Source organism: Shewanella sp. SP1S2-4, assembly GCF_031932075.1.
Taxonomy (GTDB): Bacteria; Pseudomonadota; Gammaproteobacteria; order Enterobacterales; family Shewanellaceae; genus Shewanella; species Shewanella baltica.
Genome location: NZ_JAUOET010000036.1, coordinates 26,187 through 42,114, shown reverse-complemented (window position 1 = coordinate 42,114; position 15,928 = coordinate 26,187). Strand labels below are relative to the sequence as shown.

Here is a 15,928-nt window from a genome sequence, read left to right as displayed (position 1 = left end):
AAATAATCTTAATTGATTAGTATAAAATTGCTGATATGGCTCAGTCGGTAGAGCGCATCCTTGGTAAGGATGAGGTCCCCAGTTCGATTCTGGGTATCAGCACCATTACAATCTAGTGTCATTTCCTAGAATACAAAATTTGCTTGGTGACAATAGCCTTGTGGAACCACCTGATCCCATCTCGAACTCAGAAGTGAAACGCAAACGCGCCGATGGTAGTGTGGGGTCTCCCCATGTGAGAGTAGGTCATCGCCAAGCGCCTAATTATCTCGTAGATATGTAACGAAGCCAGCTGAATAAGCTGGCTTTTTTGCGTTTGAAATTTGTGAAATCAACCTAGTTGATACTCAATTTATATCATTAAGATTAAATATCTAATCGGTTCAGAGCCTCACAGGTATCTCAACCGCAACGCTATTCGGACGTCACGCACTGGTCATCATGGACGGAGCTGGCTGGCATCAACAGGATTTGACCGATAACTTTGATAATCTCACCCTCCTCAAGTTGCCTCCTTATGCACCGGAGTTGAATCCGATGGAGCCGGTATGGCAATGGCTGGGTCAAAATGTGTTGGCCAATCGTCGTGTTAGTGGCTATGGCGACATTGTCGAGCAGTGTTCTATCGTATGGAATGAGAGGAAAGTAAGAGTGATAGAGTTGCGTACTAGCCAGTGAAATGTTCTGACCAGTTAATTCATTAAGTTGGTATAGGTTTGTCTCCGGTTACTCTCTCCATAACTCCAAATGTGCTGATTTAGTCTCGATAGTTATCACCGGCTAGATACAAAAAAGCAGCCATAAGGCTGCTTTCTTCAATTTATACACAGCTATCGCGAGGTCTAAGCTTCTTTCAGCCACTGTGCGGCACGTTTAGCGAAGTAAGTTAAGATACCGTCTGCGCCTGCGCGTTTAAAGCAAAGTAGAGATTCCATGACGATGGCTTTTTCGGCTAACCAACCATTTTGGATGGCGGCCATGTGCATGGCGTATTCACCACTGACTTGATAGGCGAATGTTGGCACCGCAAGTTCAGTTTTAACGCGGTGCACTATATCTAAATACGGCATGCCTGGCTTAACCATGACCATGTCGGCACCTTCTTGAATATCGAGTGCAACTTCGTGGAGGGCTTCGTCACTGTTTGCAGGATCCATCTGGTAGCTGTGTTTATTGCCGCCTTTGAGATTGCCTGCTGAGCCTACTGCGTCACGGAAGGGGCCGTAGTAGCTCGAAGAGTATTTTGCTGAATAAGCCATGATTTGGGTGTTTACATGGCCTGCTGCTTCTAAGGCTTGGCGAATAGCGCCTATGCGGCCATCCATCATGTCCGACGGTGCAACTATGTCTGCACCGGCTTCGGCGTGTGACAATGCTTGCTTCACTAAAATCTCGGTAGTGATGTCATTTAGGATGTAGCCAGTCTCATCTATGATGCCGTCTTGACCATGAGTGGTGAAGGGATCCAGTGCTACGTCCGTCATGATGCCAAGCTGTGGAAAGGCTTTTTTAAGCTCGCGTACAGCGCGTTGCACTAAGGCATCGGCATTATACGCTTCTTCTGCCATTAAGGTCTTTTTCTCTGCAGGGGTCACAGGGAAGAGTGCAATTAATGGGATGCCTAACTCAACCAATTCTTCTGCTTCGTTTAGTAGGAGGTCTATTGAGTAACGTTCAATACCTGGCATAGAGGCGATCTTTTCACTGCGATTGCTGCCTTCTAGAACAAACATAGGATAAATCAGGTCGTTGACCGTCAGCTGATTTTCAGCCATGAGACGACGGCTAAAATCATGTTTACGCATGCGGCGCATTCTGCGCTGAGGGAAGGCACTGGTAATGATATTCACATTTGACTCCTAATTAGGTACTGGTCTTACTTGGAACGGATGAATACAAGCTGACTTGATTACGTCCACTATTTTTGGCTTGGTAGAGGGCTTTATCCGCTTGTTCTAATAATTTGGTGCTGTGTTGATCGTTAGTGACGATATCGGCACTGACCCCAATACTGATAGTCAAAGGTATCACTTCACCTTCCCATTCGAAATGGAGAGAGGAAACTGCGTCTCTTATCGTTTCAGCGACCTGAAGTGCACCATCTTCTGCTGTATTAGGTAGGATGATAGCAAACTCCTCGCCCCCATAACGTGATACGAGATCCGTTGGCCGCTTTAAATGTTGCTGTAATGTTTGGGCAATAGTGCGTAAAGCTTCATCACCTGCAAGATGGCCAAATCTGTCGTTGATCAACTTGAAGCGATCGATATCGAGCATCAACAGGGCTATTGGTGTTTCTTGCCTGCGACTGATCCTGCTTTCTGCAATCAAACGTTTATCGAAAGCACTGCGGTTTTTGACCCCAGTTAAACTGTCGATAGTGCTTTGTTCGGTGAGCTTTTGATTCACCTCATGCAATTCTCTGAGGGTGATTTCCAGTTCTAAAGTACGCTCTTGTACCATTTGTTCGAGTTTCTCATTGCTCTCGGCTTCTGCTTTTAGGGCTTCTTCCCGCGCACTACGAATTTTCTGTGCTTGTTTCAAGGCTTCTTGCTGGATACGCAGTTTAGCTTTGCGCTCATCGTTATAACGGATGGCAAGTACCAAAGACATAAAGATGATTTCAAATGTCAGGCCGAGCATGACAGGGGTTTGCGGTTTTAAGTTGAGGTCAATCACGCTGAGATATAGCAAGCTACTGATGCAAGCTCCTGTGAGCATACTCACCCAGCCAATAGTGTACATACGTGCCAGTTTATGGCCATTGATGGCCTGAGTAATGGCAAAGACCATCAGTACCAGGCTGAGCACTGCAACGGAAATGATCTCGATATAGAGCGCAGTACCATATTGGATAAATGGTGTGGCGAGTCCAACACAGAGGATATACACAGCGCTGTAGCGGCAAGTCAGCAGCATGCGGCGGTTTAAATATTTGAGCTGTAATATTTTTTCGGTAAACATTAGCGCAAATGCCATAACGATTGGCAGTAAAAATGGCACCATAACTTGCTGTAATATCGGCCAATTTGGCCAGAGGAATCGAAAGGCAAAACCGTTGATGGTAGCGACGAGCAAGGTCATGCTGAGCACATAGCCAGAATAATAGCTGTAACTGAATGAGCCCGATGCAATGGCAATAAAAAGGCTAAAGATACCAATCGCGGCCAGTACGCCGAGTTGGAAGCCATGTTCGACGGCGGTGGATTCGGCAATCTGGGCTAAGTCATTAGATGACCAGAGGTTTAACGATACCGCAGCGCTGCCTTCAGTTTGAATATGCAAATAAAAAGTATGGGTATCATCCATGTTGAGTTTAAAAGGATACAGGAAGATATTGCTCAAAAATGGTCGTTCGTTATAGGGAAAGGTGTCGCCCATTAGCACAGTATTAGCGAGCTTATTATTAACTAAATGGTAGATAGTGACCTTGTCTAACAGGGGATTATCTAACGCTAAAATACGTGAAAGTGCATCGTCTGGGCTGGTTAAGCTGAAACTGAGCCAAAAATCATGGCCGCTGAGTTTTTGAATGTCTTTACTGGTGAAGTTATGCCAATCCGTTTTTGGCAAGGCTTGGATCTCGGTAAACTCCTTCGCCGAAGCTGGGTGGCTCACCATCAACCAAGGTGTAAGGTTTAGCGGTGTCGTTGTGGATTCATCAATGCTTAATAGGGTTGCGAATGAAGATGTTGAACACATCCACAGCCACAGTAAGAGAATAAGTGACGAGTTTCGTTTAAGCATGGACTTGGTCCAAATTAAAAAAAGCTACGCTATTCAGGTAACAACGCGCTGCAAACTCATCAGCGCTTTCACCGCGCAGATTTGCAATATAGTTCGCAATATAGGGGAGATATTCGGGCTTGTTCTTACTCGATTTAGGTTTAGGCCGCATGCTACGAGGCAATAAGTACGGGCTATCTGTTTCGATTAAAATACGATTCTGTGGGATAAATGGCACCAGCTGCGCCAATTCTTGGCCGCGTCTTTCATCGCAAACCCAGCCTGTAATGCCTAAGTGTAAATCGAGGTCGATATAGGCTTCCATTTGGGCGTGAGTGCCAGTGAAACAATGCAAAAGCGCGCCACTAAGCTGCGGGCGATATTCCCGCAGGATTGCAATAAAGTCTGCGTGAGCATCACGTTCGTGCATCAGCACGGGCATTTGCAATTCAGCCGCTAAGGCGAGTTGGGCAATAAATGCTTGGCGCTGTATGGGTCGAGGAGAGAAATCACGATTGTAGTCTAAGCCACATTCGCCAACGGCAACCACTTGTGGTGCTTGGCAGAGTTCGGTTTGTCGCTTGCTTGAGTCTGCTTGCCAGCCACTGGCATGGTGAGGATGCACACCAGCAGTGCAATAAAGTTGATTGGGATATTGTTGGCAAATCTCGATGGCAGCTGCACTTTCAGTTAAATCGCTGCCAATAACAATTAACGGCGAAACCCCTTGGTCCGCCGCCGCTTGTATTATCGATGCTGTGTCTGGCTCGAGTGCGCTGCCAAGTAAATTGACAGCGATATCTATGTATGAGGGCATTAGTTTAGGCGTTTTACCCGTGCCTTGGCATTGCGCTCATCAGTGCCCATTAAGAAAGAGCCTAGGGCTGCTTTTTCAATGTAGACTTTTTCGCCTTGCTTTAAGTTGAACTTACGGCCGTCGGTTTGTTTCCATACCTGGCCATTAGTGAATGTTACTTTGATAGCACCGTAGGGATCTTCTGTAATAGACTGTACTTCAAGATAAATTTTATCGACAGTATTCTCTTTAACGCGCTTAGCTTCCATCCCAAAGTCATCGACAATATTAGCAGCTGGTGCTTGGGGCGCGGTGGCCGCTACTGCTACAGCAGTCGGGGCTGCAACGGTTGCTACAGTCGCAGGCGCTACTTGAGTGCTCGCCAACGCTGGTGTTACGCCTTTGAAGCTTTCTGCTAGCTTGTCATAGCAAATCAAGCGGTCGAGTTTATCGGCTGTTGCTGCACATTGGGTTAACTGCTGTTCAATGCTGGCATTTGCTTGGACTGATACCAGCATAATTGCTGCTGCAAAAAGAGTTAAGCGCATGAGAATGTTCCTTATTATATTATTCCCCTAACGCCATCGAGGACGTTAGTCGTTTGTTTGTTCGCTATCTTCGTCTGACTCGTCATCACCTTGCTTACTGTAGAAACGAGCCGCTAATAAACCGCCTTCGAACAATAACAGCATTGGTACGGCAAGCATAGTCTGGGAAATCACATCGGGTGGGGTTAACAGCATGCCCACAACGAAGGCGCCTACGACGATATAAGGACGTTTTTGCTTAAGTTCTTCAGGTGTTGTCACACCCGCCCAGCATAGTAAAACAACGGCGATAGGGATTTCAAAGGATAGACCAAAGGCAAAGAACAGCTTCAGAATGAAGTTAAGGTAACTGGTAATGTCGGTCGCAACTTGAACGCCCTCTGGGGCATTGTTAGCAAAGAAGCCAAAAACGACGGGGAAAACGATGTAATAAGCGAAGGCGATACCGAGATAAAACAATAAGGTACTGCTAAATAGCAGTGGCATAACTAAACGTTTTTCATGTTTGTATAAACCCGGTGCGACAAAGGACCAGATCTGGAACAACACATAGGGCACAGCCACAAAAAACGATAATACTAAGGTCAATTTAAAAGGAGCGAAGAAAGGGGCAGCGACATCGGTCGCAATCATGCTGCCACCAAGGGGTAAAGACTGCATTAAAGGTATTGCCATGTAATGGTAGATATCATTTGCCCAGTACACGCTGCAAATGAACACTAATAACACGCTGGCAATGGATTTTAGCAGCTTGGACCTAAGTTCAAGCAAATGGCTGATAAGTGGCTGCTGTTGCGACATGAATTATCCGTTGGCTTTCGGGTTAGAACGGGTATCCGCGCCCTGAGATGGCTCACTTGGAGTAGCGGGAGATGCCGATGTTGGACTCATCTCTACAGTGGCAGTCGGATTAGCTGGGCTCGCTTGAGCTGAACTAGTTTGAACTGTGCTATCAACTGGAGAGTGTATTTGATTCTCTGGCGTAGGCGTGTCTTTTACCGGGTCCTGAACTTGATAAGGACGGTTCACTGACTGTGCCGCTTGCTTCAGTTGTTCAATAGACTCTTTGAGTTCCGGCGAGAGGTTAGATAAACCTTTGCTCTCAGCTTTTTTTAGATCGGCATGCAACTGCTCGATCTTCAACTCCTGCTCAAGTTCTTCTTTTACCGAGTTTGCCATGCGTTTCATCGCACGGATCCAACTCGTTACCGAACGTACCGCAACCGGTAGACGTTCGGGGCCAAGAACCACTAGCCCCAAAACACCGATCAGCAGCAGCTCCATAAAGCCGATACCGTCAAACATAAAGAGTTACGCCTGTTCTTTGTTAGACTCAGGTTTCTTTTCAGTCGCCTGTTGAGTCGTTTGTGCTGTTTTAGCCGCTTCGGTGTCTTCTAATGCCTTTTTATCTTCTTCTGAAGACATGGCGTTTTTGAAGCCTTTCACCGCACCACCTAAATCACCGCCCAAAGAGCGTAATTTTTTAGTTCCAAACAACAAGACAACGATTAATGCAACGATAAGAAGTTGCCAAATACTAATACCACCCATGAAGGTATCCTCTTAATTGATATCGGTTCTATTATGAACCTATGATTAATTAGTGCTAGCTAAAATTTGCGATTCTTTGGCCTAGATCGCCATCCGACAAACCACAATATAATGCCTGAAACTAGACAAACATAAGGGGTCCATAGTGTAGCGTCTCTATTGATCAATAACGTGCCACAGATCAATAAAACTGCAGAAGTGATAAGCAAGTAGTTGCTCTTGTGTGCCTGCTGCTGGTATTTCAAATACTTATCTAGCATTTGTTGCTGAGAACTCAGCAATTTCCTGCCTAACTTAAGGTTATCGTAAATCAGTTCAGGGAATTCTGGTAGTTTATCAGCCCAATATGGCAGTTTTGTGGATACCTTTTTAAACATAGCCTTAGGACCCACTTGGTCGGCCATCCACTGCTCTAAAAACGGTTTGGCGGTTTGCCATAAATCCAATTGCGGATACAGCTGACGACCTAAGCCTTCGATATAAAGTAAGGTCTTTTCCAGCAATACCAATTGCGGTTGTACCACAATATCGAAGTGGCGTGCGGTACGGAATAGTTCCAGCAACACATGGCCAAAGGAGATCTCATCGAGCGGTTTGTTGAACATAGGTTCGCACACCACTTTAATCGCCTGTTCAAAGGCTTGTAGATCGGTTTTTTCCGACACCCAGCCTGATTCAATATAGAGCTGGGCGATTCGGTGATAATCGCGATTAAAGAAGGCGAGGAAATTTTCGGCGAGATAGCGTTTATCGACTTCGCTGAGTGTGCCCATGATGCCGCAATCGAGCCCTATGTAATAAGGGTTCTCTGGGTGATCGCGGGAAATAAAGATATTGCCCGGATGCATGTCGGCATGGAAAAAGTTATCTCGGAACACTTGGGTGAAAAACAGCTCTACTCCGCGCTCAGCTAATAACTTAAAGTTGGTGCCTTGCGCTTTAAGGGCGGCAATATCCGAGACCGAAATTCCGTAAATGCGCTCCATCACCATCAGGCGCGGATAGCAAAATTCTTCATACACATAAGGCACATAGAGCGCATCTGAGTTGAGGAAGTTATTGCGTAGCTTGACTGCATTTAAGGCTTCGAGCTTAAGGTTTAACTCGCCTAAAATGGTCACGCGGTAATCTTCAATCACTTCAGCAGGGCGCAGGCGATTACCTTCACCGAGGAGATAATCGATGACCTTGGCCGTTTGCGACATCAACTGCAGATCGGCCTGAATTTTAGCTTCTACATTCGGCCGTAGCACCTTAAGTACGACGTCTTTGCCGTTAGATTTTAGGGTCGCGGTATGCACCTGCGAAATAGAGGCTGAGGCCAGCGGTATTTCATTAAAGTCATCGAATAGGGATTCAATCGGCGCTTTTAGCTCAGTTTCAATCGCTTGGCGGGCAAGTGCACCATCAAAGGGCGGCACCTTGTCTTGTAGCATGGCCAATTCACTGGCCCATTCATCGCTGAGTAAATCGCGGCGGGTCGAGAGCATTTGCCCAAGCTTGATATAAACGGGGCCGAGTTCCTGCATCGCCAGTTTTAAGCGTTCGCCACCGGGCTTATTTTTATGCTTATTGCGGATCCAGAATAGGCTGTTACGGGCGAGTTTAAAGTACCAAGGTGTCATCTTTGGCGGCAATACGTCATCTAACCCGTACTGAAGTAAGGTCTTGATGACGTGGTAACCGCGGCGGATACTGGCAAAGGTCATGGCTTAATTTGGTCTCTTAATTGGGCAATCCGTTGTTCAATCGCGCGAGTATCGGCAACTAAATCATCCATTTGATCTCGAAAGTGCATTAACTCAATTGGGTGCGGTGCGAGGCGATACTCTTCAACTGCGAGTTGCCCTAAGTGGGAGCGGGTTTTACGCAACACTTCGAGTGCAAAGTCTTTTGCCTGATGGCTAGAACAGATGAGTTTGTGAGTGGGACCATCACCTAAATAACGGGATATTGGCTCGGCAAAGTCAAACTCTATACCGCGTAGATATTGGCTAAAGCTTTGTAATAAATTGAGATCGCCCTCAAGCTTGAGTTTATCTTGCTTGATTAGTTCAGTTAGGTTTGCGCCTTCGGACACGCGGTAAAGCGTCGTCGCATCGGCATGTAGACTGACATCAACATCGCCTTCATAGCGGCTCAGTACTTGGATCTCTTTGGCAAACACTAAATAGAATGGCCAGCTGAGCTGCGATAATTGGATACGAAACACTTTGCCATGCAACTGGCGCTGGCGTGAATAATCGTCGCCCACTTGGGCCTGAAGTTTTTTCAGACCCGTTTCAATTGCGGCGCAGGCAAGCAGCACAACTTCTTGCGGCATCATTAGAATTTATAACCACGGTGCAATGCGACAATGCCGTCGGTCATGTTGGTGTAGTCGACTTGCTCGAAGCCGGCATCTACCATCATTTGCTTTAATGTATCTTGATCTGGATGCATACGAATCGATTCAGCCAGATATTCATAGCTGTCGGCATCTTTAGTGATGAGTTCGCCCATCTTAGGTAAGACTTTGAAGCTATATAAATCATACACTTTGCGCATGATTTCATGCTGAGGCTTAGAAAACTCAAGCACTAATAACTTGCCACCAGGCTTAAGCACGCGGTTCATCGAACGCAGCGCCGCATCTTTATCGGTCACGTTACGCAGACCAAAGGCGATGGTAATGATGTCGAAGTGGTTATCGGGAAACGGCAGTGCTTCGGCGTTGGCTTGCACATAACTGACATTGTTGACTATGCCCTTGTCGCGCAACTTAGTGCGACCGACTTTCAACATGGAATCGTTAATGTCAGCTAAAACCACTTCACCTTTATCGCCCACTAAGTGAGAGAATTTTGCGGTTAAGTCACCGGTGCCACCAGCCAAATCGAGCACTTTCATGCCAGGGCGGGCGCCAGATACTTCAATGGTGTAACGCTTCCAAAAACGGTGAATGCCGAAGGACATCACATCGTTCATTATGTCGTACTTAGCGGCAACAGAATGAAACACGCCGGCAACGAGTTCGGCCTTTTTATCGGCCTCTACGGTTTTGTAACCAAAGTGGGTACTTTTAGATTCGCCCTCAGACATCAATGTGTTCCTATTGTTTTGCAATGTATTAGTTGCGAGTGTAAGCCATCGCCTGCATTTGCTGAATCTTTGAACTATCACTCTGTGATCGAGTTAGTAAACTAACTGTAATGCCTTAGCTTGAGGCACTCCCTAACAGTCGTAGGATTAAGTGCTTGTCGACCACGTAAAATGGACTGGCATTAGACCACAATATCAGGATTTGGTGAATAGCTTAGCGCCCAGTTGGCTATAACTGGTGGCGCTCATTGTGCCAAAAACTGCATCCGAGCCTGCACATAAGCGTAGATAAGCTCGCTGAGGCTTTGGCCAACATCCCTAAATCCAGCTTCAATCCCTGCTTCGTGGCAACTTGGCGCAGCCTCGGCTAAATGCAAATAAGCACAAGGGCAGTGGCGGGCGATATAACTGACATAATGCGCCGCATCTAGCAATGGCACACCCGCTGCCGTTGAGGCGCTACTGGGCATTTTAGCGATAGCATCGACGTCGAGTTCCAGCCCTACGGGCAAACCTGTGTCATTCAGTTTGGCGGCGATCTCAAGCAAGGCTTGGCTGAGGCTGATTTCGCGGCGCACCCAAATTTGTTGCAAGCTATGCCAAGTGCCACCAAATTCGCTGAGTTGACTTAGATTGGCTTCGCTGTTTTTTAACTCATGTAAACCCAGTACATGGTAGCAACCTAAGGCGCCGCGATCGGCCGCGTAACTAAAACCATTGCCGCTGTGACGACCTTCAAGCAGACGAAAATCCGAATGAGGATCGAGATTCACTGCGGCCACTTGGCGTTGGTAGTGGCCGTAGGTCGCCATCAATAAACCATAGGCATTGTTGTGACCGCCGCCGATGAGTATGGGTTCTAAACCCGCTTTCAAAATCGCACTAACGATACGGATAACGCGCTCATCGAGTTGCTCCACCGCATCGCGTAATTCATCTAAGGTGACGTTAGTGTTAGCTGTTGTATTACCCGCGGTTTGTTGCTGCAGATCGGCGGTGTTCACTTGGCCTAATACTAGGCATTCGGCACCGGAAAGAAAGCGATTAGATTGCAGATTGAGCCATTGGCGCATACAGGTTGTGAACGCATCGGTCGCGCCGCCGCGGCCCAAATTGGCGCGTGGGCCGATATCTTCGCCAACGCCGAAAATGGCAAAGTTTGCCCCGTGGGCTTTGGCTGTCGCAAGTATGGTCTCTAACGTATGTTCGTGATTAGCCAGATGGACGCATTGGCCTAACTTAGTTTCGCCGGTTCTTGGGCTGACTAATGAGGCAATATCTGTCTGGGTAAAGGGAATAAATTCAGGCATAGATTGATATTCTTATTCGGCCGGAGTCGAGCTATTGTGGCCAGTGTGGCGCGAGGATTCAATGGGGAAACGCTGAAAATAGTGAATAAAAAAGCCAGCTTAGCTGGCTTTCTTGGCTGAACAGTGAGATTACTCAATGTCGAGTGGTTCAGGTGATAAAATCACACCTGTGTTATCAGCATAAATGTGATCGCCGGGTAAGAAAGTCACACCGCCAAAATTGACCGGAATTTCCACTTCGCCCACTGAATTGCCATCAGCACCCACTGGAATTGAGGCAAGAGCCTGAATACCAATGTCTAACTCTTCCAATGCATCCACATCGCGTACAGAACCGTAAACGATAATGCCTTCCCAGTTGTTGCTAACCGCAAGTTCAGCGATAGCACCATCGATCAGCGCACGGCGTAATGAGCCACCGCCATCAACGAGTAAGACTTTACCTTGACCATCCTCTTGTAGGACTTCGGTGATTAGGCCGTTGTCTTCAAAGCACTTGATGGTGCTAATAGAACCGCCAAAAGAGCTACAACCACCGTAGTTACTGAACATGGGCTCGACTACATCTACGACATCTAAGTACATGTCACATAATTCTGAGGTGTTGTATTCCATATTTACACTCCTATTGATCCGCGTTGCGTACAGTTTAGCGAGTTTACGCCAGTATAAAAGGGATTCTTGAAAAGAAAAGTGTTATCAATCACGGTATTGTTGCCATTGGGCTGTTAACACATCTGTAGTAAATTTTCGTCGCACTTTAGAAGTTATGCGGTAAAACTTGATATTAGTCATTAAATAACGGTTTTTTATTACAACTCTGTTGCGTGCTTTGGTATTATATCCCAAGTTTAAATTAACTTACTTAACTTAATTTGCTTTAGGGGCATGGACCCCCCGTTACGCTTATGGACGGTAGAGGGCCTTCGAGAGGTGCCTATGGAAGCTGTAAATACGATTGAAATTATTGGTTATTTTGCCTCTGTAATGGTGGCGATCTCTCTAATGATGAAGAATATCATTTGGTTGCGATGGTTGAATTTTGTGGGATGCACCCTGTTTGTTGTTTATGGGGTGTTTATTTCTGCTTGGCCTGTGGCCGGTATGAATGCGTTTGTTGCTTGTATTAATATTTACCATTTGACGAAAATTTACCGTGCTAAGGCAAATACTCCCGCCGCAGCCTAAGTTTATTTGATTGTGTTGCTCTTGGAATTCACGTTTAGAGCAACACAATATCCTGTCTCAGTCCTATCACTATTCCTAAATAAATCCCTTAGCTCCAGCATAACCTCCCTAGAATCCTTCTAGATCAAAGCCCAAGCCATGCTTCTTGTCATAAAACCTTCGAGCAGATGTCACTTAGCCGTCACAGGTCTTTCTTAGTCTCAAGTTATCTAATAGTGCTTTAGCTAATTCGATTCGGGTTTGACCATTAGCAAACTTTAAATTAGCCAGCAAACGGTAAATAACGAATTCAATCGTGAGTAGGGCCTTGGTGAGTCGGTTGTGTGATACCAAGCACTCTAAGCGTCGTCGAGAGAATGCACAGATTAACATCGCAGTAAAACTCGCTGGCATGCCAGCAAGGAGCCTGTTTTATGTTGAGTTACGTTGCAGACTTAGATAAGCGAATGTTTTGTCATATCGTGAGTTTCACCCAACGCCATGGTTTATATGCCCATGCAAAGCGGGTATCGGCGAGTGGCGATGGGCATGTGTATTTATATTTGTCAGTGGGCTTGATGCTGACTCACGCTCAAGGGCAAGTTTTATTCAACTTGATGTTAGCGAGTTTTTTGGTGGAGTTGCCGCTGTATTTACTGTTGAAAAATAGCATTCGCCGTACACGACCTTGCCATGCGCTTGTGGGATTTGAGAGTGGTTTTGAGCCATCGGATCGCTTTAGTTTACCGTCGGGACATACGGCCGCCGCCTTTGTGATGGCAACGAGTGTGGCGCAAGTTTACCCAGCAGCGGCTCCTATCGCGTTTTTATGGGCTTTTAGCATAGGGGGCTCACGTATCGCACTCGGCGTGCATTATCCCTTAGATATTTTGGCGGGAGCCTCATTGGGGAGCGGGGCGGTATTACTGGTCCATCCGGTGATTTAATTCAAGCAAGCGCACGTTAATCATTTCATCTCATTAGTTGGAATTCTCCTTCACTCATCAGTTTAAGGATACGTAATGCGAATACTCTACGGAGTTCAAGGCACAGGGAATGGCCACTTAAGTCGTGCACGCGTCATGGCTAAAGCACTGATGAAACAAGATATTGAAGTGGACTTTTTATTTTCGGGGCGTAAGCCTGAGCAGTTTTTCGATATGGAGTGTTTTGGCGATTATCGCGTACAAGCGGGCATGACGTTTGCGACTCACTCCGGGCGCGTGAATGTGCCGCAAACGGTTCGGCAGAATCTGTCATTGTCGTTATTTAAAGATATTAAAGCCTTAGATCTCAGTTGCTACGATCTTGTGCTCAACGACTTTGAGCCAGTATCGGCTTGGGCGGCGCGGCGCCAAGGCGTGCCATCGATTGGCATTAGCCATCAGGCGGCGTTGACTCATCCTGTGCCAAAACTCGGTAGCACTTGGTTTAATGAAATGCTGCTCAATTACTTCGCCCCTGTGGATATCGCGCTGGGGTGCCATTGGCATCACTTTGGTTTCCCTATCTTGCCGCCTTTTGTCGAAGTGGATGCCAGCCCATTCGAACACACGCATCAAATCTTAGTGTATTTGCCATTTGAGGATGCGGATGTGATTGCTCGTTTCCTGTCGCATTTCAGTGACTATCAGTTTTTGGTGTACCACAGCCAACAGCCTAAGGGACAAATTGCGGAACACATTAAGTGGCACGGCTTTAATCGTGAGGGCTTTAAGCAACATCTTGCCAGCTGCGGTGGTGTTATCGGCAATGCGGGCTTTGAGCTTGCCAGCGAAGCATTAACCTTAGGTAAAAAGTTGTTAGTGAAACCACTGATTGGCCAGTTTGAGCAATTATCGAATGTGGCGGCGCTGCAACTCTTGGCGGCCGCAGATAGCATGATGAGTCTCGATGTGAACGTCGTGAAGCGCTGGCTGAAAACGGCATCACCTAATCCGATTGCCTATCCTCAGGTTGGGGATGCGCTGGTTAAATGGATTGATGGCGGCGATTGGCACGATAGTCAGCCGCTATGTAAAGAGCTGTGGAGCCAAGTTACGCTGCCTGATACTTGGCGTTAAATCAGCTCATAAGCTGTGGCGAAAAGCAATTTAGGCACTAGCTGGGTCAATGGGGTTAGCGTATAATTTCGGCACTTTTGCTGTTAGCCCCTTTCAGCACGTCTATTTTGGCCTAGCTTGGCCGTTAATTATGTTGTTATAAATGAGCCTGAAAAAGTTTACCCAGTACAAGTTACTGTTTTTAATGTTGTTGTCGCTTTGTGTCTTACTCCCTTTTATTCCAGATCAGGCTTACCACATTCCCGGCCCAGATATCGCGAAGCAAAACTTCCATGTGATTGAGTTTAACGATCAAGGTCAGCCCCATGACGAAAGGCAATGGCAAGGTCTAGAGGCGCGCATATCTCAGCCTGAGCCTGCTCAAATCCCTGAACTATTGATCTTTGTCCACGGCTGGCACCATAGTGCAGAGCCTAAAGATGAAAACTTTATCGCCTTCGAGCAGTTTTATCAGCAGATGGCGGCGTCCGATACGCAGCGCAACTTATTGGGTTTGTATATTGGCTGGCGCGGCGATAAATACGATCCTTTCTGGCTCGATGGCTCAGATGATGCGAAAAGCTGGATTGAACCCTTAGATTTTCCTACCATTTTACAGCGTAAACGGGTTGCTAAACGCATAGGTCAGCTAGGTTTATCCCAACTGCTTGATAAGCTAGATGGCTTAGTGACAGAGCATAAACTGCTGCGTTATACCGTAATTGGTCATAGTCTTGGCGGGGCGGTTGTTTTGCATGCCAGCAAAGACCGCATCAAGGCTGCTATCGATCATCAGCAGGATAATCCTAATTTATTCTTACTGTTAAATCCTGCCGTGCCCGCGAAGGAGTACCAGCCACTCGATACCTTAGTGAGCTTAGATAGGCAAAAACCAAGTATGGTGGTATTGCAGTCGAAGGGCGATTTTGCGGTGAAAGAAGCTTTCAATTACATCAAGGATGGCGAGCGCGCCGTCGGTAACTCTTGGGCTATTACCCACGATATCGACAAATGCTCAGGTGGCAATTGCACTACGCCGATGAAGATGCCATCGGCTTTGATGGCGCACGATCAAATCCCTGGCTGTATGATGACCTTGCCCCATTCTGGCTGGAAAATTCGTGCTCGTCTGCAGGCTCGCCGCAGTGTGCAAACCTGTCCCGATGCCAATATGCAGGCCGTGTGGGTGCTGGCGGTGTCGGATGAAATCGTCTCAGGACACAATGGTATTCTGACGCCGGATCATGCCAAAGCTTTGTCTGAAGTGATGAGTATGATTGATTTGTATCGAAATCAATTACCTAAACATGCAGTGGAAAGTCCCGCAAACCAAGATCTCGGTACTTTAGCCCCAGAGTCAGAAGCTGCAACATCCACACAAGGTGAAGCGCCTGTGCCACAAGAGCCGGTGATGATTGTCGAGCCCTTACCTGAAGAACAAGGTTCACCGACGCCTGAGGTCAACGCACCATTGCAGGAACCAAACGTATCACAGGAACAAGATAAGTCTGCCGTTACTGAGGTACCGCACGCGCCAATCAAAGCGCCAGAACTAGAATCAAAACCTGAGGCTAAGCCAAATGACGGCGCAGAGCCTCAACCTAAGGTTGAGACTGAAGGCATAAAGTGATCGGTAGTGCTGAGAAGCAAGTAGAATTCAGCTAGTGATGTTACTTGCTATGCAGAGCCCTCAGGGCATTTTCTTGA

The 15,928-nt window shown here is 46.9% G+C and carries 16 protein-coding genes, 1 tRNA gene, 1 rRNA gene and 1 pseudogene; 7 read left to right on the top strand and 12 right to left on the bottom strand.

Translation table 11 applies throughout. The annotated features are described in order from the left end of the window. Positions 1 to 29 precede the first annotated feature (29 nt). The 3 genes and pseudogenes from Q4Q52_RS20700 to Q4Q52_RS20690 all read left to right on the top strand — a co-directional run. Positions 30 to 105: transfer RNA gene (locus tag Q4Q52_RS20700), tRNA-Thr, on the top strand. Positions 106 to 142: 37 nt separating this feature from the next. After that, positions 143 to 258: ribosomal RNA gene (gene rrf, locus Q4Q52_RS20695) — 5S ribosomal RNA — on the top strand. A 141-nt stretch (positions 259 to 399) separates the two neighbouring features. Continuing rightward, positions 400 to 678, top strand: a pseudogene (locus Q4Q52_RS20690) (transposase); the annotation flags it as partial. A gap of 164 nt (positions 679 to 842) precedes the next feature. On the opposite strand, the gene hemB reads toward Q4Q52_RS20690, so the two are convergent. The 12 genes from hemB to rraA all read right to left on the bottom strand — a co-directional run bounded on the left by hemB (position 843) and on the right by rraA (position 11,627). Then, the gene (gene hemB, locus Q4Q52_RS20685; RefSeq protein WP_311991542.1) at positions 843 to 1,850 is read right to left on the bottom strand and encodes a porphobilinogen synthase; all 1,008 of its coding nucleotides are present in this window, start codon (positions 1,848 to 1,850) and stop codon (positions 843 to 845) included. Between the two features lie 13 nt (positions 1,851 to 1,863). Then, a complete protein-coding gene (locus Q4Q52_RS20680) occupies positions 1,864 to 3,747 on the bottom strand; it encodes a diguanylate cyclase (protein ID WP_311991541.1) in 1,884 nt (627 codons plus the stop codon). Then, complete coding sequence (locus Q4Q52_RS20675) at positions 3,740 to 4,543, bottom strand: TatD family hydrolase (protein WP_311991540.1); 804 nt, start codon at positions 4,541 to 4,543, stop codon at positions 3,740 to 3,742. Before Q4Q52_RS20675 ends, Q4Q52_RS20680 begins: the two co-directional genes overlap by 8 nt. Then, positions 4,543 to 5,070, bottom strand: coding sequence for a hypothetical protein (locus Q4Q52_RS20670; protein ID WP_311991539.1), 528 nt, complete (start codon positions 5,068 to 5,070; stop codon positions 4,543 to 4,545). Before Q4Q52_RS20670 ends, Q4Q52_RS20675 begins: the two co-directional genes overlap by 1 nt. A 45-nt stretch (positions 5,071 to 5,115) precedes the next feature. Next, positions 5,116 to 5,871 (bottom strand): twin-arginine translocase subunit TatC, encoded by a 756-nt coding sequence (gene tatC, locus Q4Q52_RS20665; RefSeq protein ID WP_006083331.1) that lies wholly within the window; start codon positions 5,869 to 5,871, stop codon positions 5,116 to 5,118. A gap of 3 nt (positions 5,872 to 5,874) precedes the next feature. Continuing rightward, positions 5,875 to 6,375, bottom strand: coding sequence for a Sec-independent protein translocase protein TatB (gene tatB, locus Q4Q52_RS20660; RefSeq protein ID WP_311991538.1), 501 nt, complete (start codon positions 6,373 to 6,375; stop codon positions 5,875 to 5,877). A 6-nt stretch (positions 6,376 to 6,381) separates the two neighbouring features. Continuing rightward, entirely contained in the window at positions 6,382 to 6,621 is a 240-nt protein-coding gene (gene tatA / locus Q4Q52_RS20655; protein WP_006083329.1) for a Sec-independent protein translocase subunit TatA, read from the bottom strand. Between the two features lie 59 nt (positions 6,622 to 6,680). Beyond that, a complete protein-coding gene (gene ubiB, locus Q4Q52_RS20650) occupies positions 6,681 to 8,330 on the bottom strand; it encodes a ubiquinone biosynthesis regulatory protein kinase UbiB (protein WP_311991537.1) in 1,650 nt (549 codons plus the stop codon). Next, positions 8,327 to 8,947, bottom strand: coding sequence for an SCP2 domain-containing protein (locus tag Q4Q52_RS20645; protein WP_113940132.1), 621 nt, complete (start codon positions 8,945 to 8,947; stop codon positions 8,327 to 8,329). Before Q4Q52_RS20645 ends, ubiB begins: the two co-directional genes overlap by 4 nt. Continuing rightward, positions 8,947 to 9,702 (bottom strand): bifunctional demethylmenaquinone methyltransferase/2-methoxy-6-polyprenyl-1,4-benzoquinol methylase UbiE, encoded by a 756-nt coding sequence (ubiE, locus tag Q4Q52_RS20640; RefSeq protein WP_006083326.1) that lies wholly within the window; start codon positions 9,700 to 9,702, stop codon positions 8,947 to 8,949. Before ubiE ends, Q4Q52_RS20645 begins: the two co-directional genes overlap by 1 nt. 245 nt (positions 9,703 to 9,947) lie before the next feature. Then, positions 9,948 to 11,012, bottom strand: coding sequence for a formimidoylglutamase (locus Q4Q52_RS20635; RefSeq protein ID WP_311991536.1), 1,065 nt, complete (start codon positions 11,010 to 11,012; stop codon positions 9,948 to 9,950). A 129-nt stretch (positions 11,013 to 11,141) separates the two neighbouring features. Continuing rightward, positions 11,142 to 11,627 carry a ribonuclease E activity regulator RraA gene (gene rraA, locus Q4Q52_RS20630; RefSeq protein ID WP_006083324.1) on the bottom strand — a complete coding sequence of 162 codons (486 nt, stop codon included), beginning with the start codon at positions 11,625 to 11,627 and terminating at the stop codon, positions 11,142 to 11,144. A 324-nt stretch (positions 11,628 to 11,951) separates the two neighbouring features. On the opposite strand from rraA, the gene Q4Q52_RS20625 reads away from it, so the two are divergent. From Q4Q52_RS20625 to Q4Q52_RS20610, 4 genes are all read left to right on the top strand, one after another. Beyond that, positions 11,952 to 12,200: a YgjV family protein gene (locus tag Q4Q52_RS20625; protein WP_006083323.1), complete on the top strand. Its 249-nt coding sequence runs from the start codon at positions 11,952 to 11,954 to the stop codon at positions 12,198 to 12,200. Positions 12,201 to 12,613: 413 nt separating this feature from the next. Continuing rightward, the gene (locus Q4Q52_RS20620; RefSeq protein ID WP_311991535.1) at positions 12,614 to 13,126 is read left to right on the top strand and encodes a phosphatase PAP2 family protein; all 513 of its coding nucleotides are present in this window, start codon (positions 12,614 to 12,616) and stop codon (positions 13,124 to 13,126) included. 75 nt (positions 13,127 to 13,201) lie between these two features. Then, entirely contained in the window at positions 13,202 to 14,242 is a 1,041-nt protein-coding gene (locus tag Q4Q52_RS20615; protein WP_311991534.1) for an MJ1255/VC2487 family glycosyltransferase, read from the top strand. A gap of 142 nt (positions 14,243 to 14,384) precedes the next feature. Further along, positions 14,385 to 15,851, top strand: a complete 1,467-nt coding sequence (locus Q4Q52_RS20610) for a thioesterase (protein ID WP_311991533.1) — start codon at positions 14,385 to 14,387, stop codon at positions 15,849 to 15,851. The last annotated feature ends 77 nt before the right edge of the window (positions 15,852 to 15,928 follow it).